Here is a 22,842-nt window from a genome sequence, read left to right on the forward strand (position 1 = left end):
CGGTCAATGGCATTTTGGAGGCGCGCCCTTCGGCTCTTTTATTAACTTCTGCCACCATTTTTTGCCTGGCTCTGAGTGCCTGATGCCTTTTTCCAGCTCAAAACGGTCCTGACAGCTCTTTGAGCAGAAGTAAAAGGTCTCGTGCTCGCAATGGGTGTAGAGCTGGGCATCCTTTTCATCGACCTCCATGCCGCAAACGGGGTCCTTTGCCATAAACGCCTCCTTTTAAAGGCTCATGCGACCTTCCAGGGCAGAACCAATGCCTGCAATACCCACATTATATCCTTTTTTCGCGTCCTTAATGCCTGTGCTCCAAATGATTCCTATCCTGACTCTTTCCACTGCCTGAGCCGCCTTTCCCGGCGGTCGCGCATCCAGCCAGAAGGACTAAAAGTATTAGGATAAGGGCCTTTCGCATAAATACATTACTCCTTATTTGATTTCTGATTGCTATCGCTGCCATGGCTGAGGGGGGGGGGCGCCATCATTCTACAAATAGTAGAACATATGCTGTCAAAAAAAGGCCTTTTAAGGCCATGAAACTCGCTAACTGATTTTATAATATTCTACTATTCGTAGGATGTCAAAGGCTATCTGCAATAAAGCACCGGTAAGGGCTTGAGGCAGGGTCAAGCCCCTGAAATGTCTTTCTTTTTTTCAAGATACTCTTCTTTCGTGATCTCGCCCCTGGCATATCTTTCGTCGAGGATATCCATGGCCCGCTTCTCTATAATCTTATTCTTCCCAAGAAACGTGCCTATGAGCTTTACTATACCGATAATGACAAGGACCCATATCGCGAGCCAGAAGAGCGCCCATAGCCAGTGATACGGGGGCGTCATCCAATGTTGCATCCAATCCATTCTCATGAGTGCTTGCCTTTATAGCTATTCCACATCATGCTCATGCCCCTGCGCCTCAGCAGCCTTCACCCCAACGCCGTACTTGTATACCATCAGGCCGCCCTTGTCCGCGCCAATGGCCATTACTGCCGCGATTATAAAGGCGACAGCCAGATGGAACAAACGCCCCTTTCTTGAAAAACGCCCCCTGGAATAGATACGCCATGCTGAAAGGAAGAGGCTTAAGGCGAGCACGGTCAACCCAAGGTCCCTGTGCGTCAAAAGGACCGCGTGAGCCTCCTCTGAATGCTCTACCGTAGTCGCGGCCCATAGCCCTGCCAATACAGCCCCAAGCGCGCCTGCAGTACCCAGATAGAGCATCCAGTCAGCCGCAAACCTGAAGCTCTCCCTTCCTGTAAAAAAACTCAGCAGCTCCATCAACAGGAAGGAGTCAAGAAGGGCGATGGGGAAGTGCACTATGAGGGGATGTATATTCGGCATCTCTGAGATGCCCTGGAAGATACGGAAGAATATGTCCATTCAATGCCCTTATGCTTTTTCAGCGGCTTTTTTAAGTCTAACCTTGATCGTCCGCCTGTCAAATCGAGAGATCCAAAAAAACCGGGGAAAATGCGCTCGCTCTTCATAAAGATAGCCCCCGCCATAATGGAGATGGGAGGGCACAGGATGTGAACCGCCCCCCAAGTGCTGCTTGCCACAGGATAAGTAACTTAGTACTATAGGGATACCGGAGGGATTTTGATATATACTGGCAAGAGCGAATAGCGCCTGTCCTCCAAAAAAACAAACCTGCTCACAACCGATGCCTTCAAGATCACGCGGACATAATGAATCGGTATTCCTGCGCCTGCTCGCAGCCCTGGCCATCATTGCAGTGCTCCCCTGCGCGATTATCGGCTACGTCTTATACAGCATGAACAGGTCGGCTCATCTCGAACAGACCTCTGTCCTCCTTGACACCCTGGCGGCGGACCGCGAATTCACGACCCGTCTCCTGATAGAAAGGCGGCAGGTCTCGCTCGACCATCTCGCCAAAGACCCTGAAACGGCGCGCCTGGCCCGTGGGCTGTCGCCCGGGGGCAAGGCAGGCGATACCGTGGCCCTGCGGGAGATGGTGGAAAGGAGCACCTACTTTGCGGGGTTATCCGTAGTAGACCTGACAACAGGACGCCACCTGAGAGCTGGCACATTCCCGCAGAAGATAATCGAACGGGCCCTCAAGCTTAAAGAGCAAAGACCTTTTGTGCTCACCGAGACCCTGCCGGGCGGCGAGCGCGTGCTGCTCCTCGGCCAGGCGATCGAGCCCTGGAAGGACGGCAGCGCGCTCCTGCTGGCCCTGGGCAGGCTCAACACCTTCAATGAGCTATACAGGGACAACAGCATCCTGGGGACTACCGGGGAGAGCTTTCTGACTGATTCCAACGGGCTGGCGCTTACAACGCTTCGCTATTCTTACCACAGGGAAAGCCACCCTGTCGACGCCGCCGCCATGACAGACTGTCTTGCGGGCAATAGCGGATCGTTCATAATCACGCCAGACTATACCGGTGTGCCTACCGCCATGTCCTACAGGCCGGTACAGAGCTACGGCGGATGCGTGATGGTGCACATGCGCGCTTCAGAGGTCATGGCCACCGTCAACGCCATGAGAAACATGATAATAGCCATTGTCGCCACTGTGATAACGGCTGTCACGTTGATGTCTTTTTTAGTGGGCCGGAAATTGCTGAGGCTCAACAATGAACGCGGCCTCCTTGAACAGGCACTGGCATGGCACGCCAGCCAGATGGAAGCCACGGTGGAAAAACGCACCGTTAAGCTTAAAGACGAGATAAAGGCGCGCATAGAGGCCGAGGGGAGGCTCCGGGAGAACGAGGCATTTCTCAAGAACATCGTCCATAACGTCCACGAGGCCATCTTCATGGTCAACGCCGAGCAAGGCGGCGCTTTCCGGCTGATGTGGTGGAACGCCAACGTCGATAAGATGCTCGGCATAAAGCCCGCGTTCGCGGCAGGCCTTTTGCTGCCGGACGTATTCGGGCCGGATACAGGTGGGCGGCTTGAGGCTCGCTGCTCTGAGTGCGTCGATACCGGCTCCATCGACTATGAGGAGACGTTCAATACGCCCAACGGCCCCATGGTCCTCCTTACCACGCTGGCCCCGGTCAGGAACGCCGCAGGGCGCGTCGTCCAGATAATCTGCTCCGCGATGGACATAACCGAAAGGAAGAAGCTCGAAGGCGAGATGATAAAATCTCAGCAGCTTGACTCCCTCGGGGTCCTTGCCGGAGGCATAGCCCACGACTTCAACAACCTCCTTGCCGTAATACGGCTCAATATCTCCATATTGAAGCACAACGCCTCGCTGGACCCCGAAAGCCTTGAGATGATAGGCCTTGTGGAGAATTCGACTGCCCTGGCGGCAAACCTTACGAACCAGCTCCTGACCTTCGCGAAGGGCGGCAAGCCTGTAGTGAAGGCCGTCCCGGTGCGCGAATTCCTGAACGAGGTCGCCAATCTTTCCCTGAGGGGCACAAAGACGGCCTGCAAACTCGACCTCGCCGAAGGGCTCTCAGACATAGAGGCGGACCGCGGACAGATGACGCAGGTCATAAACAACATGCTCATGAACGCGGACCAGGCCATGCCCGACGGAGGCATCGTTAAGCTCTCGGCAGAGGAGATCGAACTCACAGGGCTTGAAAAGGGCTTGCCCCTCAAGCGTGGGAGGTACGTAAAGATAACCATAGAAGACCATGGCATCGGCATACCGGAAGAAAATCTATCGAGGGTCTTCGACCCGTATTTCACCACAAAAAAGAAGGGCAGCGGCCTCGGCCTTGCCAGCTCGTATTCGATAATAAAGAACCACAACGGCCATATCTCCGTAAGCTCCAGCGCCGGGCACGGCACTATATTCGAGATCCTCGTGCCTGCCTCGGCCACAAAGGCGCCTTCGGATATCCATGATACCGGCGGAGCCCTTATGACGCGGACCGGCAGGGTGCTTGTGATGGACGACGAGGAAGGCGTAAGGGCCTCGGTGCGAAAGGCCCTTGAATCACTCGGGTACGAGGTCGCGGATGCTTCCAACGGCCTTGAAGCCGTTAACAAATACAGGGAAGGCATGGATAACGATTCTGCGTTCGATGCCGTCATCCTGGACCTCACGGTGCCTGTCGGCATGGGAGGAGAGGAGGCGGTCGCAAAGATTCTTGAGCTCGATCCCGCGGCAAAGGTCTTCGTCTCGAGCGGATATTCAAACACCTCTGTAATCGCTGATTTCAAAAGATACGGCTTCTGCGGCTTTTTGAAAAAGCCGTATGACGCATCCGAACTGGACAGGTCGCTGCATGCCGCTATCTCTGCTCAAAGGACATAAAAGCCCCTCTCGCCATGCCGGGTGAAGCGAGTGGAATTTAAAAGGTATTTTGGTTGCATATCGGGGTCCCCATGCCGCAAAGCCGCAATTCCTTCTTGACAACGCCGGATTAACTTGCAAAAATATCTGTGTTCTTCTTTTCCTGTTTTTGGATGGTAGACATGAAAGAGCCGCATCTTATCACTGTTATCCCTGGCCCCACACCCTTCTTCTCGATATATCTGCGCCTTTTTCCGGTTCACACCGAATAGCTCGCGGTAACCTCTCCAATTCCCATAAGATTCCAATAACTTCGGGGTTGATATATGGACGACGAGGACCAATCATTTCTTTTTTCTTTTTTTCTGAGATTCTGCCGGAAGAGGCCTGGGCAAGGCCCGGCAGAATACCCGTCTTCAGCTAACGGGGATATGAAGTGATCTACCCGACCCCGCTTGAAACAGTTTCAGCTTCAATAATCATCTTCCTGGCCACATCCTTACTCTCTGCCATGCTCGGCAGAAGCCAGCCATCGCTTATCCGCTTCTCCAGCATACTCTCGGCGATAGCTTCCCTGGCCGCGTTCTGGGGAGGCTTCAGCTCTGTCTTCGCCGGTTCGACCGAGGCGGCTTCCTTGCCGATCGGATTGCCGGACATGCCCTTTTACCTGAGGCTCGACCCCGTATCAGGCTTCTTTGCCGCCCTTCTGGGGCTCATGGGCTTTTTCATCTCCATCTATTCCGCCGGCTACCTGAGGGGCTTTCTCGCCAGGAGGCCGGTCACCTCTTTACTTGTATTCTCCAACATATTCATGGCGGGCATGCTCCTTGTGCTCCTCTCGGATGACGCCTACTTCTTCCTTATCTCCTGGGAGATCATGACCGCGTCATCGTTCTTTCTCGTATGCTTCGAGGACGACCATGTGCAAAACAGGAGGGCGGCCTTCGTCTACATGGTCATAGCCCATGTAGGGGCGGTCCTTATACTGCTCTCCTTCGGGCTCATAGCTGGCTTTGCCTCCGGGTTCGAGAACTTCCAGGGCTATACCTTCTCGGCCATGCGGACCGCGCAGATCTCCACCGCATGGTCGTCCATAGCCTTTATCCTGGCGTTTCTGGGTTTCGCGGCAAAGGCAGGGGTCGTGCCGCTGCACGTCTGGCTCCCTGAGGCGCATCCGGTGGCCCCGAGCAATATATCCGCCCTTATGTCGGGTGTCATGCTCAAGGTCGCTCTCTACGGGCTTATCCGCGTCTGCTTTGACATCCTCGGCGTAACGGAATGGTGGTGGGGCGGCCTCGTGCTGGTCTTCGGCCTCCTCTCGGCGGTCCTTGGCGTACTTTACGCGCTCATGGAGAACGACCTTAAGAGGCTCCTTGCCTATTCATCGGTAGAGAACATCGGGATTATCCTTATCGCGGTGGGGCTCGCCATGATATTCACGTCTTTCAGGATGGAAACGCTCGCCGCGCTCGCGATGGCCGCGGCCCTGTACCATATGCTCAATCACGCGGTCTTCAAGGGGCTCCTTTTCATGGCCGCGGGCGCGGTGGTCCACTCGGCGCATGAGGGAAACATGGAAAAACTCGGCGGGCTCATCCACAAGATGAAGTGGACGGCCCCTCTATTCCTGGCGGGGTGCCTGGCCGCATCGGGGCTGCCGCCCTTCAACGGCTTCGTCTCCGAATGGCTCATCTTCCAGTCGTTCCTCCTTTCGCCTGCGCTCCCGAACAGCCTCCTCAACCTCTTCATACCGCTTGGCGCCGCCCTCCTGGCGCTTGCCGTCGCGCTTTCGGCAAGGGCGTTCGTGAAGGTATACGGCATCACGTTCCTCGGCAAATGGAGGGGGCAGCAGGCGAGGGACGTCCACGAGGTAAACTGGCCCATGAGGGCTGGCATGTCGCTGGCGGCCCTCTCGTGCCTCTCCCTCGGCGTATTCCCGAACCTTGTCATCGGGTGGCTCGACATCATCCCGGAGATGCTCGTCTCGGGCAGGATATCGCCCACGGCTGAGGCCTCCGGCTGGCTATGGCTTACGCCCGTGGCGGCGGAGAGGGCGTCGTACTCGGCCCCGATGGTATTCCTCGGGATAGCCCTGATAGTCGGCATAGTCTACCTGACCTTCAGGACAAGGGACGTGAGCGTCCGGAGGGCCCCCCTGTGGGACTGCGGCTTTGAGAAGATGACAAACAGGATGCAGTACACCTCCACCTCGTTTTCAATGCCCACGCGGCAGAACTTCGGTTTCGTCTTCAGCATCAAGGAGACCGCGAAGATAATCGGGAAGAAGGACGCAGGCCTCTTCCCGGAGAAGTACATCTATCACCTCAAGGTCAGGGACCGTATCTGGAACTTCTGCTACAAACCATTCTCGGACGGCTCGTTCTGGCTCGCCCGGAAGGTCGGCAGGCTCCAGCACGGCCGCATACAGATATACCTTCTATACTCGTTCATAACCCTTGTAGTGCTGCTGGTGTTCGCATGAGGCAATATTACCCGGTCTTGATGGAAAGCCTGCAGGTCGTCATCGTGGTGCTTGCGGCCCCGCTACTTGTGGGATGGATCAGGACGCTCAAGTGCTGGACGCAGGGGAGGAGCTCGGCGGGGCTCCTTCAGCCGATGAGGGACATAAAGAAGCTCCTCGTAAAGGACGTCGTACTGGCCGAGAACGCCTCGTGGATATTCACGGCAACGCCGTACATAGTCTTCGGGGCGACCCTCATGGCAGGCGCCATAATACCGATAATCTCGGTCGACCTGCCGCTTGCCGCTACGGCCGACATCATAGCCCTCGTCGCCCTTTTTGCCATAGCGCGCTTTTTTACGGCCCTTGCCGGGCTTGATACCGGTACCGCCTTCGGCGGCATGGGCTCCAGCCGCGAGATGATGATCTCATCGCTCGCGGAGCCCGCGGTGCTCATGTCGGTCTTTACGGTCTCGCTCGTGAGCCATTCGACCTCGCTTTCCTACATGGTCCACGAGCTTACGTCCGGGGCTTTTGTGCTCCGTCCATCGCTCGCCTTCGCGCTCCTGTCTTTCGCGCTTATAGCGATAGCGGAGACAGGGCGCATACCCGTCGACAACCCGGCTACACACCTCGAGCTTACGATGATACACGAGGCGATGGTGCTCGAATACTCGGGGCGGCACCTCGCGCTCATCGAGTGGGCGCGTATGATGAAGCTCTTTCTTTTCGCCTCCCTTGGCGTCGCCCTTTTCATGCCCTGGGGCATAGCCGGCATCGACAGCCCCGGCATGCTGCCCCTCGCTATCGTCGCGCTAGCCGTAAAACTTGCGCTGATCGGTGTTTTAGTCGTGCTTATCGAGACCGGCATAGCGAAGATGCGCGTCTTCCGGGTCCCGGAGTTCCTTGGGATGGCATTCCTTTTTGCCACCCTTGGCATGCTGTCGTATTTCATACTGGAATAGGAAAAAATGGACCTTAGCCTCGCGGCACAGTTAAATAGCGTCCTGGCGGCCCTGATACTGCTGGCCTCTTTCGGGCTCCTTGTCCAGAGGAGGATCAACGGGCTGCTGCACATATTCGCCTGGCAGGGTCTGTTCCTGTCGATGAGCACCGCTGTCGTGGGCTACTCGGCGGGACTCTCGCACCTCTATATCTCCGCGATACTTACGCTGATACTTAAAGTCTTCGCGCTCCCGTACATACTCTATACGCTCATCCACAGGCTCAAGATCCACAAGGAAGTGGAGTACATGGTCAACATACCCGCTACCATGCTCATAGGGATCGCCCTCGTCATCTTCTCGTACCACCTGACCTCGCCCATAATGGAGCTCTCTACACTGGTCACGCGCTCCACCCTGGCCGTGGCGCTCTCGACCGTCATGCTGGGACTTCTGATGATGATAACGAGGAGGAAGGCCGTCACCCAGATAGTCGGCTTCCTGTCCCTTGAGAACGGGCTTTTCTTCGCGGCCACGAGCGCCACCTACGGCATGCCCCTCGTCGTAGAGCTTGGCGTTGCGCTCGACATACTCATCGCCGCGTTCATATTCGGAATATTCTTTTTCCAAATACGCACCACCTTCGACAGCCTTGACCTCAAGGAGATGGAGAAGCTTAAGGAGGATGAGTGAGCGCATACGCGGATAGAACGGAGGAGACAGTCGCATGGCCCTTCTGACAGTCATGGGCGCAAGCCTCGTGGCGGCGGTGCTTCTGGCCTTCATAGGGGACAGGAAGTTCGCGCCGGAGATAAATATAGCCGGCTCTGCCGCCACCTTCGCCGCGAGCCTTCTGCTCGCCTTCGAGGTCTATGAATGGGGCCCCTTCATGGCCGGCGGCGACTTCTTTTTCGTCGACGCCTTCAACGTCTATCTTACCGTCCTTACGGCCTTCGTCTCGATGACCACGGCTATCTTCAGCAGGCGGTACATGAGGCACGAGCGGAGCCACGGCAGGATCGGGCACAAGGGCATGCGCTTCTACCACGCCATGTTCCAGCTCTTCATCTTCACCATGCTCCTCGCGCTCCTTACGAACAACATAGGCGTGCTGTGGATAGCGATGGAGCTCGCAACCCTCTCCACCGTCCTCCTCGTCTCGCTCTACCGCACCCCGGCGGCGATCGAGGCGGCATGGAAGTACTTCATACTCTGCGGCGTGGGCATAGCCCAGGCCCTTTTCGGCACAGTCCTTCTCTACTTCGCGGCCGAAAAGATATTCGGCGATGGCTCGCAGGGCATCCTCTGGACGAACCTCAGCCGGGTGGCCGGGGACCTCGAGCCGACGGTGCTTTCGCTGGCCTTCATATTCTTCATGGTCGGCTACGGCACGAAGGTGGGGCTCGTGCCTTTGCATAACTGGCTGCCGGACGCGCACAGCGAAGGGCCTACCCCGATATCGGCGGTGCTCTCCGGGCTTTTGCTAAACGTCGCCCTCTACGCCCTCGTAAGGTGCAAGGTGCTCGTGGACGGCGCCACGCACAGCAACAAGACCGGATATATAATGATGGCCTTCGGCCTCATATCCATACTCGTCGCCTCGTTCTCGCTTCTCAGGCAGAAGGACATAAAGCGGCTTTTCGCCTATTCGTCGATCGAGCACATGGGAATAGCGACCTTCGCCTTCGGGCTCGGCGGGCCGGTAGCAACCTTCGGCGCGCTCCTCCATATGCTCGTCCATTCGCTTACGAAGTCCGCCATCTTCTTTACGGCCGGCCACGCGGCGCAGATGCACTCCACGCAGGATATGACCGGGATAAAGGGGCTTATAAGAGGCAACCCGCTCGTGGGCTGGGGGTTGATCTTCGGGGTCATCGCCATAGCCGGGATGCCGCCCTTCGGGGTCTTCACGAGCGAGTTCCTTATACTCACCGCCGCCATGAAAACCGCCCCTTACCTTACGCCTCTTTTCCTCCTGGGGATTGGAGTGGCCTTCGCGGCTATGTTCAGGAAGGTGATGCCGATGGTATTCGGGGAGGCCCCGCCCGGCCTTAAGCCGCTTCGGGCCGCGCACATCCCCGTGATGGTCCATATAGCCCTTGTCCTGCTACTCGGCCTTTACCTCCCGGGGTTCCTGAGCGAGTGGTTCCACACGGCAGCGGAGCTTTTGAGATGAGCGAAAAAAGAGACAGCCTCTTGAAATTTCTCTTGAGCAAAGGCTCCTCCGAGATGGACGGGACGGCGCGGGGCGCGGTCTGCTGCAAGGTGAAAAGGGACCTTTTCGCCCAGTCGGCGAAGGTCTTGAAGGAGGCCGGGGTAAGGCTCGTCGCCGAGTGGGCCTCTGACGAGTCTTTCTTCGACAGGGGGTTCGCCCTCTATGCCGCTTACAGCGCCGGAGAGGAATATCTGCTTATAAAGACAGAGCTTGCCAATGACAGCCCTTACTTCCCCAGCCTCACGAAATATTTTCCGGCAGCGCACCGCTTTGAGAGGCAGATACACAGCCTCATGGGGCTTATCCCTTTCGACCACCCGGACTTGAGGCCGTGGATAAAGCATGAGCACTGGCCCGAGGACGCTTATCCGTTAAGAAAGTCCTTTGACGGCAAAAAACCCATGGCAAAGGCTCAAGGCGAATACCGCTGGGTCACCGCCGAGGGAGAGGGTGTTTTTGAGATCCCGGTCGGCCCTGTCCACGCCGGCATAATAGAGCCGGGGCACTTCAGGTTCCAGGCCGTGGGAGAGGGTATAATAAACCTCGAAACGCGCCTGGGCTATGCGCACAAGGGCATAGAAAAAAGATTCGAGTCGCTCCCCTGGCATGAGGCGGTGCGCCTGGCCGGGAGGGTCTCGGGGGATTCCACCGTCGCGCACGCTGTGGCCTTCTGCATGGCGGCTGAAGAGGCCTCCGGCTGCGTCCTGCCGGCAAAGGCACGGTATATAAGGGCCATCATGATGGAGCGCGAGAGGGTCGCCAACCACCTGGGCGACATAGGCGCCATCTGTAACGATACAGGCTTCGCCTTCCTCCACAACCAGTTCTCGATATTGCGGGAAAAGGTCCTCAGGACCAACCGCGTGGTCTTCGGCCACAGGCTCATGATGGATCGCGTGACGCTCGGAGGCGTTGCAACAGACATTGGGGCACAGGATGTCGCTCTCTTCTCCGACGAGATACGGACCCTCAAGGATGAGTTCGACAGGCTCGCGCGCATATACGATGACAACCCGACGGTGCAGGACCGGGTCTACGGCACAGGCGTCCTTGAACCTGAGGTCGCGAAGTACCTCGGCGTAGTGGGGTTCGTCGCCAGGGCGAGCGGCCAGCCCCTCGACGTAAGGATACAGGGGCAGTTCCCGCCATATGACAAGCACCTGCCAAAGGCCAACATCCTTACTTCAGGGGACGTCCACGCAAGGGCATGGATAAGGATTGAAGAGGTGCGCGATTCCTTCAGGCTCCTGAAAGAGATGATAGGCGCCCTTCCGGACGGGCCGCTTTCGGCCGAATGGACACGTCCGCTTCCGGAGGTATCCGGCTTCTCGGCCGTGGAGGGCTGGCGCGGCGAGGTCGTCTACTGGGTTCAATGCGGCCTGGACAGGAATATAAACAGGTGCATGGTGAGGGACCCTTCGAGCGTAAACTGGCTCGCCATCGAGCAGGCCATAAGGGGAGGCAACATCGTCCCGGACTTCCCGCTTTGCAACAAGAGCTTTAACCAGTCGTATTCAGGACACGACCTTTAGCAGCCTGACCAAAATCTGTGTTTTTCACCAACCTGTTAGGGAAAAAAAGATGATACGGATACTCCATCAGATCTTCAGGACAGGGATAGTGACCGAGCCGCTCGCGCCGGAAGAGGAGGCCCGGGTGACCATTACCGGAAGGGCGCTCGAAAAACAGGTGCTCGAGCGTTTCAGGGGGAGCCTTGCCATAAGGCTCGTGGACGCGGGCTCGTGCAACGCCTGCGAACTTGAGATAACAGCCATAAACAACCCTCTGTACAACTGCGAGAGGTTCGGCATGCGCTTTACCGCCTCCCCCCGCTTCGCCGACATGCTCCTGGTAACAGGACCTGTATCGGTAAACATGGCGACCGCATTAAAGAGGACCTATGACGCCATGCCCTCTCCAAAGCTCGTGGTCGCCGTCGGGGACTGCGCCTACAACGGCGGAATATTCGGCGAGAGCTACTCTTCCCTCGGCGGGGCCGGAAACGTCATAGCGGTAAACGCCTACATACACGGGTGCCCGCCTTCTCCTTCGGCGATACTCGGCGGGATACTCAAGGCCGTGAGCCCTGACCTGGCAGGCTGCTGAAAAAGGCCAACCTGCGGCGTCGTCTTCAAAATTCGCCATCGCGGCGTACCATCCAGGTACGCCTCATTCCTCCTGTTTCGGCTCCTTGCGTCTTGACCTCATTTGAAGCCTGAACCTGGTTTTGAATTTTTCAGCAACCTGCTAGGTCTTCCGCCCTTTAAGCCTCCTGTCCTTCTCGATGACCGTAACCTTTGAGCCCAGCCTGGAGAATATCTGCGCGAACTCTATCACTATCGGCCCGGCCCCGAGTATTATGATGCGCCAGGGCAGCCGGCGGAGCTCAAGGGCGGTCTCGTTCGTAAGGGCCCGTGCCTCCTTAAGCCCAGGTATGGGCAATATTACGGGCCTCGAGCCGGTGGCGATGATGAAATGAACGCCCTCAAGCCTTTCGCCGTTCACCTCAAAGGTCTGGCCGTCGATGAAACGCCCCTGCCCGAAGATGACCTCTATGCCCATCTTCCTGAAGCGCTCCGGGTCGTCGTTCTCCGCTATCCTGTCCCTCGTCTTTCTCATCGACTCCATTACCTTCCTGAAATCCACCTCGGCCTTGCCGTTTCAGGATACCGAACTCCTCGGAGCGCCTTAAAAGCGAGGCCACCTTCGCTGACTGCACCAGCCTTTTTGTCGGCACGCAGCCTGTCCTTAAGCAGTCGCCGCCAAGGGATACGTTGTCTATAAGGGCGACCTTCGCGCCAAAGCGCGCCGCCCCGCTCGCGGCCACAAGCCCGGCAACACCGCCGCCAATGACGATAAGGTCAAAACTTTTCATAAGGATACCTCTCCCTTAAGGGGGTTGCACATCTTTTAGCCCTATAAAAAGTCTATCAGAATACGGAGTGAAAGGCTGAGCTGCCCGTGGAAGGGCCGGAAAGGTCAAAAAAAAGCCCCAGGCCGGTTTTTTAACCGGCCTGGGGCAGGGAGCTACTCTGCTCGTTCTGCTACATCACCAGCCGAGCACCCACGCGAATATCAGCGGGGCTACTATCGTCGCGTCCGACTCTATGATGAATCTTGGGGTCTCGGCGCTCAGTTTGCCCCAGGTTATCTTCTCATTCGGGACCGCCCCGGAATATGAGCCGTAGCTCGTGGTCGAGTCCGATATCTGGCAGAAATACGTCCAGAACTGCGTGGCGTCCTTTTTAAGGTCCTGCCTGAGCATGGGGACTACGCATATCGGAAAATCCCCGGCAATGCCGCCGCCTATCTGGAAAAAGCCTACACCGTGCCCTGAGCTGTTGTTTTCATACCAGCCGGCAAGGAACTGCATGTACTCTATTCCTGACCTCATGGTGGTAGGCTTCAACTCACCGGTCACACAGTATGAGGCGAAGATGTTACCGAGGGTCGAGTCCTCCCAGCCAGGGACGATGATCGGCAGGTTCTTTTCAGCCGCGGCTGAAAGCCAGCTGTCCTTTTCATCTATCTGGTAGTACTGCTTCAAGACGCCGCTCCTTAAGAGCTGGTAGAAGAACTCGTGCGGGAGGTACCTTTCACCCGCGTCATCCGCCTTCTTCCAAAGCTCGTAGATGTGGTGCTCTATCCTCCTTATGGCCTCGTCCTCGGGTATGCAGGTGTCGGTTACCCTGTTGAACCCGTTCTGGAGGAGCTCCCATTCGTCGCTGGGGGAGAGGTCCCTGTAGCCCGGTATCCTCTTGTAATGGTCGTGGGCAACGAGGTTGAATACGTCCTCTTCGAGGTTCGCTCCTGTGCAGGAGATTATATGCACCTTCCCGGCGCGTATCATCTCGGCAAGAGATTTGCCAAGCTCGGCCGTGCTCATGGCCCCGGCAAGCGTGACCATCATCTTGCCGCCTTTGTCCAGGTGCGCTTCATAGCCCTTTGCGGCGTCGACCAGGGCGGCTGCGTTAAAGTGGAGATAATGCCTTTCGATGAACTTTGAGATCGGTCCTCTTTTCATTTTTCCTTCCTCTGCGTGATTATGATCGAAGATCCTGCTTTCGCGGACTATATCCAAGATACGGTTCTACAAAAAGATGTCAAGGAATAAGTGGGCTCAGGAGGCGCGCTACTTTCGCAAAATCTCCCCCCTCAGGATTTCACAGTGAATTGTCTCAAAAGTCCCTGGTTTTTTATAAAATATGGAACTCTTGCTGCTGTTGCATTCTCTTGAGGATGGATCGATCAACGTCGAAGGGGCAGAGGGATTCTAAAAGGCGTCTATCTTGACGGAGATGTAAGGGGGGCGGCAAGAAAAGCGTTTTCATGTCGATTACGCCTTTTTGATCGCCTCAAGCTCTTTTGCATGGCATTCTGCGCAATACGAGTGCGTTACACGCTTGTCCTCAAAGGGCTCTTTTTCGCCCAGCTTCTTTTTACAGACACAGCAGACTATTACCATTTGACGCCTTCGGTATCTCAAATCCCCGCCTGCCAATATCGTCATTTTCCCCTTAAAGGGAATGGAAAGCGGCTGAGGCAAGGGGGCCCTCCATGAGCCGCTCTTGATCTGCCATCATGGGCGCATCAAGAGCCCTCAGCCCTTTCCAAGTGCAGATGACCCCTGGATGAGGTCGGGATTGGACTTATTGTTAGAACGTGGCGGCGAGCCTTGCCCCGTATATAAAGACAGTATCCTGGGAGCTATCGCCGCCCGGGTTTACTACTACCTGGAGGTCAGGCGATATGGAGATGTTGTCGTTAGCCCAGTACCTGTAATATGCCTCTATGTAATGCTCGAAGGACGCGTCAGCGGAGTACCCTTCAAGGGAGAGGGAATTGTCCTTGAAGTCCTTGCTTACGTGGCTCGCGCCGTAGGCGAGGCCCGCTACGTCGTTGCCCCTGCCCCAGGCGTTGCCGACCAACTGCGCGCCCGCGCTTATGACCTGATCGAAGCTTGCAACGCTTTTGTCCTGGACCCCGTAGCGAGCGAAAAGCGTCATGTCGTTTGATACCTTCTGGTCTACGCTTATTCCAAAGCCCTTATTGGAGAGGTTCTCCGTCGTCGGGTCTGCAAGGTCCGTGTGCTTTACCTGGTTGGTCCAGGCGTAGATGCGGTAGTTGCCGTCAAGGCCGTAGTAGGGCCTCCATATGTCGAGCTCGGCCATGATGAATGGGCTGTCCATCATGTCCTGAAAGTCCCCGTCCCCCTCGAAGAGGCCGACCCTGCCGGTGACGTTCAACCCCTTGTTGTAGATCGAGGTGAAGCGGTAAGCGGCCGAAAGCCCCGCCCCGTAGCCGTTGGCGTCTCCGCCGAACTCGATGGCCAGGTTATTGACAAAGATGTCGGCCATGAACTGGCTTACCTCGGAGTTTGCCACCGTGTTCGCGTCAAAGAGGGCTGTCGGGTCCATCTTTCCAATCGTCATCTCCAGCCTCTTGTCCCTTGTGTCAGGGATCGCGAACTCGGTCCAGTACCAGGCCTCGGCGATCTCGAATGAAGGCTGGTCGAACTCGAGGTCTGCGTTCGGCCCGGAGAACGTGGGCGGGATTAAAAGGGAGGCCCCTTCACCCTGGCCTATATCGCCCCTGAAAAAGAGGTTCCCGTAGCGCCCTACCGGCGCGATAAGGAAGAGGTCCGCCGAATATGAGCCGTCGGCCTTGTTCGTGCCGCCGCCGCTTACGCCCTGGACGATGAGCGACAGGTCTCCTCCTATCGACAAGGCCTCCACCTTCTCCTGGAGCGCCTTTATCCTGCCTGTCCTGTAGTCGACCATGGTAAGCTCCTGCTCGAGCGTCTCCACATGGCTTTTTAACTCCTCCATCCCTTCGGTCTTCGTCTTTTCAAGCTCTTCTACCATCTTCTCCATCCTCTCCATGCGCTCGCTCATGGAACCCTGCGCCGCGTCAGCCGCGAACGCGGGTGACGACAGGAGCCCCAGGACAAGCCCGGACAGGGCATATCTGCTCAACATCGCTTTCATTACGCCGAACCTCCGTCTGAATTTGCTGAATCCGTGAATCATCGAAATTGATTATCATTTTCAATTGAGCCCCAAAAAAAGGCGGCTTGATCAATACCCGCCCTTTTTGCCTGCGCCGAAGTAGGTGAACTCCCACTCCACCTCGAAGGGCTTGAACCAGGGCCTTACGCCGGTCTCCCTGTCGGTGTGCCTGCCGAAACCCTGCTTAAGCGGGTTCTCTATCCTGTAAATGACCTTGTATTTGCCCGCCCCGAGCATCTTTACGTTATCCCCGTAGTGCGGGCCGTCATTGGCAACCATGGGGGCAAGGTGCCCTTCTATCTTCTGGTTGGTGTCGAGCTTTATAAGCGTATAGGTCACGGTCAGGTTCGGTATCCATTCCCCGGCGGCAAAGCCGTTGGGGTTGTTCTCGGACGCCCTTATATCGGCCTCGATGTGGATATCGGATTTCTCCCTCGAAAGCATCGCGTGGGGCCCGTCCTTTGGCTCCATCTCAATGGGCTGAAGGTATACGGCCGAGATATCCATCCCGAAAAGGGGCTGCGGCAGTCCTATCGGCACCTCAAGGGCGAAGGCGGCCGGGCTGTACAAAACGATAAAAGCTAACACGATAAACGCTCTCTTCAACATCTTCATCTCTTTACTCTCTCCTTGTTTTTTTGTAAAAAGCTCAATTCCGCGCCAAACTTGAAATGCCTATGCTACTTAAGCTCCACCCCCTTCCCATCCAGTTCAGCCGCGGCCTTCCTGACCGCCTCCGCGAGGCTTGCTACCCTGCCCTTTACCTCCTGGACAGGCGCTTTGACGTGCATAGCCTTCCTCAACTCCGAGAAGCCCTTCTCAAGGTCAACCGCCCTTTTAAGGGAGAGCCTCTGCCTTACGGCTATCTCCATATTCGCCTTTTCCCCCTCGAAGACCCCGAAGTAGGCGTCAACTGCCTTCTCCTCAGCCGCTTCAATCTTGCCAGCCTCGTAGAGCTTAAGGCTCGCGCTGAGCTCCCCCCCTATCCTTTCAGCCACCCCTGCCCAGGTCCCGGCGGCAAAGGCGCCCGCCGACAGGACGGATACGAGGACAAATGCTGCGATTAATTCGTGCGCGAAATACAGGACCCTCTTTTTCATCGACCACCCCTTCTATATTCTGAATTTGATTGTCATGTTCAATTGATGCTCAAAAAATTACCATCTTCCACGCCCAGGCAACGAGGCCAATGCCCGCCGCGCTCGGAATGAGGTGCAACCCAAGCCTGCCGGGCACCTTATAGGCCAGGTAGAGGCTCCAGAGCGCCCCGCCGGCAAAGAGTGTTGTCTGGACGCCCTTCACGGCCACAGGGGGGAGCCCCATCTCGCCCATGGCCTGGAAGAGCATCTGCCCGAGGCCGATGACTATCGATATCATCGCGACAGGCGCGTAAAAATAGCCGAGCTCCGTGACCCTTCTGACCGTCGTATTTCGGCCATAGGCCAGAAAGGCGGTGGCTGTGGTAAATGCGAAGAGGACCACAGTAGCAACTGTAAGGCCCAGGAGCATGAAAGAGCCGATGGATATAAAGTCCAGCCAGTTGAAGACCTCTCCGGCTTCAGGGTAGTTGGCCATCGCCCACCACGGGCCGCTGCCTCCTATGAACTCTCCCAGCCCCACAACGAGCAGGAACTCTCCTATCGTCTGCTTGAAGAGGATATAGAACGGGTTCGCCTGCCAGTGGAAGGCCCCGAGGGCGAGCCCGGTGGCGCCGAAGAGGAAGATGACCTCATATATGGAAGGCGCGCTCTTTGAGATGTTCTCTATCTCCGTCCCCGGCTTTCTGAATGCCAGGGCCATCGCGCCAGCGTTTGAGTGGTCGGCGCACTTGAAGCATTCTATGCAATGGCGGCCTGTGGATTTTCCGGCAAGGCCGATAAACGTCGGGCATGCGGCCTTTTTAAAGCCCGTGACCTTTGACCCGGGCCTGTTTTCCTCAAAACTTACCATCCCGAGCCTTGAGAATATCCCAAGGAGAGACCCTATCGGGCAAAGATACCTGCACCAGGTCCTGTAGCGCTTGGTATAGATAAAGCCAACGACGGCGGCCAGGAGCATTGTGCCGCCGAATATCTCCACCACCGGCAGCGGGTAGTCCCGCACGCCTACGAGCTGGCCGAGGACCGTGACAAAGACGAAGCTTAAGATGGGTGTGCCTTCCCAACGTAACCAGGAGGGCGACTTTTTATTGATCCCGACCTTGTTCGCATACTCCGCAAGGGCCCCCTGCGGGCAGAAAACACCGCACCAGATCCTGCCGAATACGACCGTAGAGAGCAGGACGAGCGGGAACCATATCCCCCAGAAAAGAAAGCGCGCGAATACGGTAAAGTTATTCAGGGGCGTCGCCTCCTCCGGGGGGGCCGGGAGGAACGGCGGGATGAGTATAAGCGCGGTGAACATGATGAGCATGGCAAGGTGGATATAGCCAATAAGCCTCTTGTGGCCGGTGAAGAATTCCTCGATCCCGGCGGCCAGCCTCTTCTGCCAGGGGGCCTTCCTTTCAACCTCTATCGTCTCACGTATCGCGTTGTCGGTTTTCATTGGGGTCTTCTCACTTTTTTATTGTGCGCTCGATATCCTTGAATACGTCTGAAAAGGCCTCCTCGAGCTTTTCAAGGTGGTCCATGACCTCATGCACCTTCGAGTCTATATCCTTGAGATGCCCTTTTATCTCAACGACCTCCGATCCATCCTTCTTTACAGATAGCTCCTGGCAGAGGAGGGCATGCTGCCGTATATGGTCGAGCGTCCCATGCAGCCCCGATATGTCAGAGGCGATATGCGCGACTTCTCCGAGCATCCTGCCCCTTTCCATGTACGGCCTCAGAAGGAGGCTATATGCCAGGGCGGCAAGCATCGCCAGCACAAGGAATATCTGGATAGAGAGCCCTTCCCAGCTCGGGTATATACCTAGGAAGCCGACGGATGGCATTCCGGCGACCGGCGTGGTCGAAAGCCACCCGGCGCCCTGAAGCTCGAGCACCCCCTTGCCTGAAAACGAAAAAGCGAGGTAATAGAGGAGCGCGCTCGTAACCGTAAAGAACTGCCCCAGAGGTATCTTGACCGTCCCGTAACGGAAGAGCAGGAATATTACCGCAAGTATGACTGTGCCGACTCCGACTCCGCCCAGGAGGTACCCCAGGCCGCCGCTGGCCGATGAATAGAGCGCCTGATAGAAGAGTACCGTCTCAGCGCCCTCGCGGAAGACCGCTATGAAGGCTGCGAACCAGAGGGTGTAGATATTGCCCCTGCTTAGGGCTCCCTCGACCGAGGACTTGATGTACCTCTGCCAGCGGGCCGCCCTGGCCTTGCTTATAAGCCAGTAGCTCACGTAAAAAAGGACCGCCGTCGCAAGGAGCATGGTGATGCCTTCGAGCGCCTCCCTGCCGGCGCCTGCCGCTGAAAAGAAGAGCTGAAAGACCGCGGCAAAGAGAAGGCTCGCTACTATCGCCAGAACGCCACCGGAGTAGACAACCCTGACCTTTTCCGCCTTCCCGGTCTTTACGAGATAGGCCGCGAGGGCGCTTATTATGAGGATCGCCTCAAACCCCTCCCTGACGATGATCAGCATGGAGTTAAAAAACAGAGAGAGGTGGCCTGAACGGCTTCCTTTTTCAAGAGAGGCCGCGCCCGCGCGAACCCTCTCCATCAATTCGTCGATGGAGGCATCAACCTTCTCCGGCGCCTCGCCGGAGCGGATCTGCCCCGTTATCCTGCCGAAGATGGCCTCTATTTCAGTCTTATCCGAGGGCGATACGGCCCCCAGGGCATTTTCAAGGCCGCTACCCTCAAATGAGTCAAAATAAGCGCTCGTGACGTACGCCTTCGCCTTGCTGGTCTCCCCGGCCTTATGGCTCTCGAGCGCCTTGTCGAGATTGGTCTCTATCTCGGTTAAGGCATTGGCGTAGCCCTCCCCGGCCTGGCAGGCCTGCACAAGCGGGAACAGGGCCAGAAAAGCGGCGGCGAAGAGTGAAAAAAGCGTCTTTAGCATCAGGAAGGTCCCTCGGTATTCCAACGATATTGAAAATCATTTTCAATTATCCTACAAGGGATCTACACACCTGTCAAGGGTTTTTTAGCGGCGATCTTTCTATTGCAGGGTAGCTTTATCCGCGCATATGCGCTATTACGTCATAAAAACAGGCCGTTAGGCTGTCCTGGCTCGCCTTGCTTACTGTGTGCTGGCCGTTACCGCCTGACTGTTGATGAAAAACTCAAAATCACGTTCAGGCTGCTCAGGGTCAAGATGCAAGGAGTCGAAACAGGAGGAACGAGGCGTACTTTTTTGGTACGCCGCGGTAACGAATTTTGAAGACGACGCCGCAGATTGGCCTTTTTCAGCAGCCTGCTGAAACCCATTTGATTTGAGGCCGAACTGGTATATAATCGGAAGATGACAAGCCACTCGTTTTTCATTACGTCTTTATTCGCGTTCACTCTCGTATGCCTCTCTTCCGTATCTTTGGCCTCCGGGCCGGAGAGGGTTCAGGCTGATGAGCTTATGGGGATGCTTGAGGGCAACGAGAAGGTCATCCTCATCGACGTCCGCACCCCGGCCGAGCACTACGGGGCCCACATACCCGGGAGCGTACTCATGCCGCTTGACACGCTCGAAGGCGTAAAATCCCTTCCAGAAGGCGGCCGGATCATACTCTACTGCAGGTCCGGCAAGAGGAGCCTCACAGCCATCGATATCCTCTCCCGCAAGGGCTACAAGGGCTTGGTGGACCTCGATGGCGGGATAATCTCCTGGACAAAGGCAGGCGGAGAGATCATCACCGGCACTGAAAAATAAATCCGCAGAACCCGCTCAATTCAGCGCCCTTCTTCCTAATCTCCTTTTAAAATGAGCATCCCCGCCCTCCCGGCAAATCAAACATTGACAATTCGTCATTTGGCGAATTATAATATTAATTATGTTTGATGAAACTCTCACGATAGCAAAGGCCCTTTCAGACCGTGCGAGGCTCCGGGTCCTCATGGCGCTCCTCCCCGGAGAGCTCTGCGTATGCCAGATAGTAGAGCTTCTGGGCCTTGCCCCGTCTACCGTCTCCAAGCACCTGCAGCTGCTGCAGCACTCCGGCCTTATAGCTTCCCGCAAGGACAGCAGGTGGGTCTACTACAGGCTTGCCGGCAGGGAAGCCTCTCCTGCGGCCCAAAAGGCGTTGCGGTGGGTGAGGGATACCCTGGCGGAAGACAGCTCCATAGGGGCTGACATGAAGGCCATTAAAAAGATAAACGGCATGACAAAGGAGGCCCTTTGCAGGGCGCAGGCAAAAAGATAAGGGTCCTCTTCCTTTGCACGGGAAATTCCTGCAGGAGCCAGATGGCCGAGGGCTGGACCAGGCGCTTCTGGGCCGGGACGATAGAGGCTTATTCTGCCGGGAGCAGGCCCGCGGGGCTTAACGCCCTGGCGGTGGAGGCGATGAGAGAGGCCGGGGTGGATATCTCAGGCCAGTCATCAAAACATGTGGACGCGCTAAGAGGCGAGCGCTTCGACCTTGTCGTAACGGTCTGCTCGGAGGCCGGCGAGAACTGCCCGGTATTCCCGGGCGGCGCAAGGGCCGTGCACGCTGGCTTCGATGACCCGCCCGCCCTCGCGCGTGACGCGAAAGACCACGATGAGGCGATGGCACACTACAGAAGGGTCAGGGACGAAATACGGGATTTCGTAAAGAGGCTCCCTGAGATAATCGGAAATGGCTAAAACAGCAAGCACCCTCTCTTTCACCGACAGGTTTCTTACGCTCTGGATAATCCTGGCCATGGCAGCCGGCGTGCTCGTTGGCTCGTACGTCCCCGGGATATCCGCGGCGCTTGAGTCCTTAAGCTACGGGACTACAAATGTGCCCATAGCCATCGGGCTCATCCTCATGATGTACCCCCCTCTGGCAAAGGTCCGCTACGAGGAGCTTGGCAAGGTCTTCAGGGACTGGAAGATACTGGCGATAACGCTTGCGCAGAACTGGCTCATAGGGCCGGTCCTCATGTTCGCCCTTGCCCTGCTCTTCTTAGGCGATTATCCCGGCTACATGACGGGCATCATACTCGTCGGGCTTGCCCGCTGCATCGCGATGGTCATAGTCTGGAACGGGCTTGCCGGAGGCGACCCGGAGTATGCCGCAGGGCTGGTGGCCTTCAACAGCCTCTTCCAGATATTCTTCTACAGCCTCTACGCCTGGCTCTTTATAACCTTCCTGCCGCCTCTTTTCGGGGCTGAAGGCGCGGTCGTCCACGTGGGCATCGCGGAGATAGCCAGAAGCGTACTTACATACCTGGGCATACCTTTCTTCTCAGGAATGGCGACAAGGTTCTTTCTTGTAAGGCTCAGGGGAAGGGACTGGTACGAAGGCTATTTTATCCCAAGGATAAGCCCGCTGACCCTTGCGGCCCTCCTCTTTACGATAGTCGTCATGTTCAGCCTCAAGGGCGGCGAGATATTAGGGGTCCCTCTCGATGTGGCGAGGATCGCCGTGCCGCTGCTCATCTACTTCGCGGTCATGTTCCTTGTAAGCTTCTGGATGGGTAAGAAAGCCGGAGCGGATTATCCAAAAACGGCTACCGTCGCCTTCACGGCCGCGTCAAATAACTTCGAGCTCGCCATCGCGGTGGCCATAGCCACATTCGGCATAGGCTCTGAAGCGGCCTTTGCCGCTGTAATCGGCCCCCTTGTCGAGGTCCCGGCCCTCATGTCCCTCGTAAACGTTTCCCTGTTTTTAAGGCAGCGCGTCTTCCGTTCGGCAGATACCTTCTCACGCGAGGGCGTAAGATGAGGAAGCCTTATGAGGACTGCCCGTCTTCCCTCCACCTGTAGCCGAAGCCTTCCAGAAGAGGCCCCGGCGCGTCTTTTTTTTGCTGGCGGGAGGGTGGACAACTCCCGCCCTTTTCGGGATGAAGAGACCCGCTTCGCGGGTATTTACAGGGGGTATCGGCGCCCCCCCTGTAAACTCGTCTATCTTTACCAGGCTGTTTTTCAACAGCCTGTTA

General features: G+C 56.7%; 22 protein-coding genes. 11 read left to right on the forward strand and 11 right to left on the reverse strand.

Annotation, left to right across the window (positions count from 1 at the left end):
* Nucleotides 1-3 precede the first annotated feature (3 nt).
* The 3 genes from A2V21_306440 to A2V21_306450 form a co-directional block, all read right to left on the reverse strand.
* The gene (locus A2V21_306440) at nucleotides 4-213 is read right to left on the reverse strand and encodes a hypothetical protein (GenBank protein OIJ73933.1); all 210 of its coding nucleotides are present in this window, start codon (nucleotides 211-213) and stop codon (nucleotides 4-6) included.
* 416 nt (nucleotides 214-629) lie between these two features.
* Entirely contained in the window at nucleotides 630-869 is a 240-nt protein-coding gene (locus A2V21_306445) for a hypothetical protein (protein ID OIJ73934.1), read from the reverse strand.
* A gap of 18 nt (nucleotides 870-887) precedes the next feature.
* The gene (locus tag A2V21_306450) at nucleotides 888-1,382 is read right to left on the reverse strand and encodes a hypothetical protein (protein ID OIJ73935.1); all 495 of its coding nucleotides are present in this window, start codon (nucleotides 1,380-1,382) and stop codon (nucleotides 888-890) included.
* A gap of 283 nt (nucleotides 1,383-1,665) precedes the next feature.
* Between A2V21_306450 and A2V21_306455 the strand changes: the two genes are divergently transcribed.
* From A2V21_306455 to A2V21_306485, 7 genes are all read left to right on the forward strand, one after another.
* Entirely contained in the window at nucleotides 1,666-4,245 is a 2,580-nt protein-coding gene (locus A2V21_306455; protein OIJ73936.1) for a hypothetical protein, read from the forward strand.
* A gap of 415 nt (nucleotides 4,246-4,660) precedes the next feature.
* Nucleotides 4,661-6,706, forward strand: coding sequence for a hydrogenase 4 subunit B (locus A2V21_306460; GenBank protein OIJ73937.1), 2,046 nt, complete (start codon nucleotides 4,661-4,663; stop codon nucleotides 6,704-6,706).
* A complete protein-coding gene (locus A2V21_306465; GenBank protein OIJ73938.1) occupies nucleotides 6,703-7,650 on the forward strand; it encodes a formate hydrogenlyase in 948 nt (315 codons plus the stop codon). Before A2V21_306460 ends, A2V21_306465 begins: the two co-directional genes overlap by 4 nt.
* Nucleotides 7,651-7,656: 6 nt before the next feature.
* Complete coding sequence (locus tag A2V21_306470) at nucleotides 7,657-8,322, forward strand: formate hydrogenlyase (GenBank protein ID OIJ73939.1); 666 nt, start codon at nucleotides 7,657-7,659, stop codon at nucleotides 8,320-8,322.
* 34 nt (nucleotides 8,323-8,356) lie between these two features.
* Nucleotides 8,357-9,805 carry a hydrogenase 4 subunit F gene (locus A2V21_306475; protein ID OIJ73940.1) on the forward strand — a complete coding sequence of 483 codons (1,449 nt, stop codon included), beginning with the start codon at nucleotides 8,357-8,359 and terminating at the stop codon, nucleotides 9,803-9,805.
* Nucleotides 9,802-11,376, forward strand: coding sequence for a hypothetical protein (locus A2V21_306480; protein ID OIJ73941.1), 1,575 nt, complete (start codon nucleotides 9,802-9,804; stop codon nucleotides 11,374-11,376). The genes A2V21_306475 and A2V21_306480 overlap by 4 nt, the downstream gene beginning before the upstream one ends.
* Nucleotides 11,377-11,425: 49 nt before the next feature.
* Nucleotides 11,426-11,950 carry a hydrogenase gene (locus A2V21_306485; GenBank protein OIJ73942.1) on the forward strand — a complete coding sequence of 175 codons (525 nt, stop codon included), beginning with the start codon at nucleotides 11,426-11,428 and terminating at the stop codon, nucleotides 11,948-11,950.
* A gap of 141 nt (nucleotides 11,951-12,091) precedes the next feature.
* Here the strand turns inward: A2V21_306485 and A2V21_306490 are convergent, their stop codons facing one another.
* The 7 genes from A2V21_306490 to A2V21_306520 form a co-directional block, all read right to left on the reverse strand.
* Nucleotides 12,092-12,490, reverse strand: a complete 399-nt coding sequence (locus A2V21_306490) for a hypothetical protein (protein ID OIJ73943.1) — start codon at nucleotides 12,488-12,490, stop codon at nucleotides 12,092-12,094.
* A gap of 403 nt (nucleotides 12,491-12,893) precedes the next feature.
* Nucleotides 12,894-13,868, reverse strand: a complete 975-nt coding sequence (locus A2V21_306495) for a deoxyhypusine synthase (GenBank protein OIJ73944.1) — start codon at nucleotides 13,866-13,868, stop codon at nucleotides 12,894-12,896.
* A gap of 631 nt (nucleotides 13,869-14,499) precedes the next feature.
* Nucleotides 14,500-15,831, reverse strand: coding sequence for a hypothetical protein (locus A2V21_306500; protein ID OIJ73945.1), 1,332 nt, complete (start codon nucleotides 15,829-15,831; stop codon nucleotides 14,500-14,502).
* A gap of 90 nt (nucleotides 15,832-15,921) precedes the next feature.
* On the reverse strand, nucleotides 15,922-16,467 hold the full coding sequence (locus A2V21_306505) for a hypothetical protein (protein OIJ73946.1): 546 nt from the start codon (nucleotides 16,465-16,467) through the stop codon (nucleotides 15,922-15,924).
* Between the two features lie 65 nt (nucleotides 16,468-16,532).
* The gene (locus A2V21_306510) at nucleotides 16,533-16,952 is read right to left on the reverse strand and encodes a hypothetical protein (GenBank protein ID OIJ73947.1); all 420 of its coding nucleotides are present in this window, start codon (nucleotides 16,950-16,952) and stop codon (nucleotides 16,533-16,535) included.
* Between the two features lie 49 nt (nucleotides 16,953-17,001).
* Nucleotides 17,002-18,396, reverse strand: coding sequence for a hypothetical protein (locus tag A2V21_306515; GenBank protein OIJ73948.1), 1,395 nt, complete (start codon nucleotides 18,394-18,396; stop codon nucleotides 17,002-17,004).
* Nucleotides 18,397-18,406: 10 nt separating this feature from the next.
* The gene (locus A2V21_306520; protein OIJ73949.1) at nucleotides 18,407-19,846 is read right to left on the reverse strand and encodes a hypothetical protein; all 1,440 of its coding nucleotides are present in this window, start codon (nucleotides 19,844-19,846) and stop codon (nucleotides 18,407-18,409) included.
* 471 nt (nucleotides 19,847-20,317) lie between these two features.
* Between A2V21_306520 and A2V21_306525 the strand changes: the two genes are divergently transcribed.
* From A2V21_306525 to A2V21_306540, 4 genes are all read left to right on the forward strand, one after another.
* Nucleotides 20,318-20,650, forward strand: coding sequence for a hypothetical protein (locus A2V21_306525; GenBank protein ID OIJ75084.1), 333 nt, complete (start codon nucleotides 20,318-20,320; stop codon nucleotides 20,648-20,650).
* A 121-nt stretch (nucleotides 20,651-20,771) separates the two neighbouring features.
* Nucleotides 20,772-21,140: a hypothetical protein gene (locus tag A2V21_306530; GenBank protein OIJ73950.1), complete on the forward strand. Its 369-nt coding sequence runs from the start codon at nucleotides 20,772-20,774 to the stop codon at nucleotides 21,138-21,140.
* A 41-nt stretch (nucleotides 21,141-21,181) separates the two neighbouring features.
* Complete coding sequence (locus A2V21_306535) at nucleotides 21,182-21,562, forward strand: arsenate reductase (protein OIJ75085.1); 381 nt, start codon at nucleotides 21,182-21,184, stop codon at nucleotides 21,560-21,562.
* On the forward strand, nucleotides 21,555-22,628 hold the full coding sequence (locus A2V21_306540) for an arsenical-resistance protein (GenBank protein ID OIJ73951.1): 1,074 nt from the start codon (nucleotides 21,555-21,557) through the stop codon (nucleotides 22,626-22,628). Before A2V21_306535 ends, A2V21_306540 begins: the two co-directional genes overlap by 8 nt.
* Here A2V21_306540 and A2V21_306545 read toward each other — a convergent pair.
* Nucleotides 22,608-22,832, reverse strand: a complete 225-nt coding sequence (locus A2V21_306545) for a hypothetical protein (protein OIJ73952.1) — start codon at nucleotides 22,830-22,832, stop codon at nucleotides 22,608-22,610. The two genes, A2V21_306540 and A2V21_306545, sit on opposite strands and share 21 nt — an antisense overlap.
* Nucleotides 22,833-22,842 lie beyond the last annotated feature (10 nt).

Source organism: Deltaproteobacteria bacterium GWC2_55_46 (genome assembly GCA_001595385.3).
Lineage (GTDB): Bacteria > Desulfobacterota > GWC2-55-46 > GWC2-55-46 > GWC2-55-46 > UBA5799.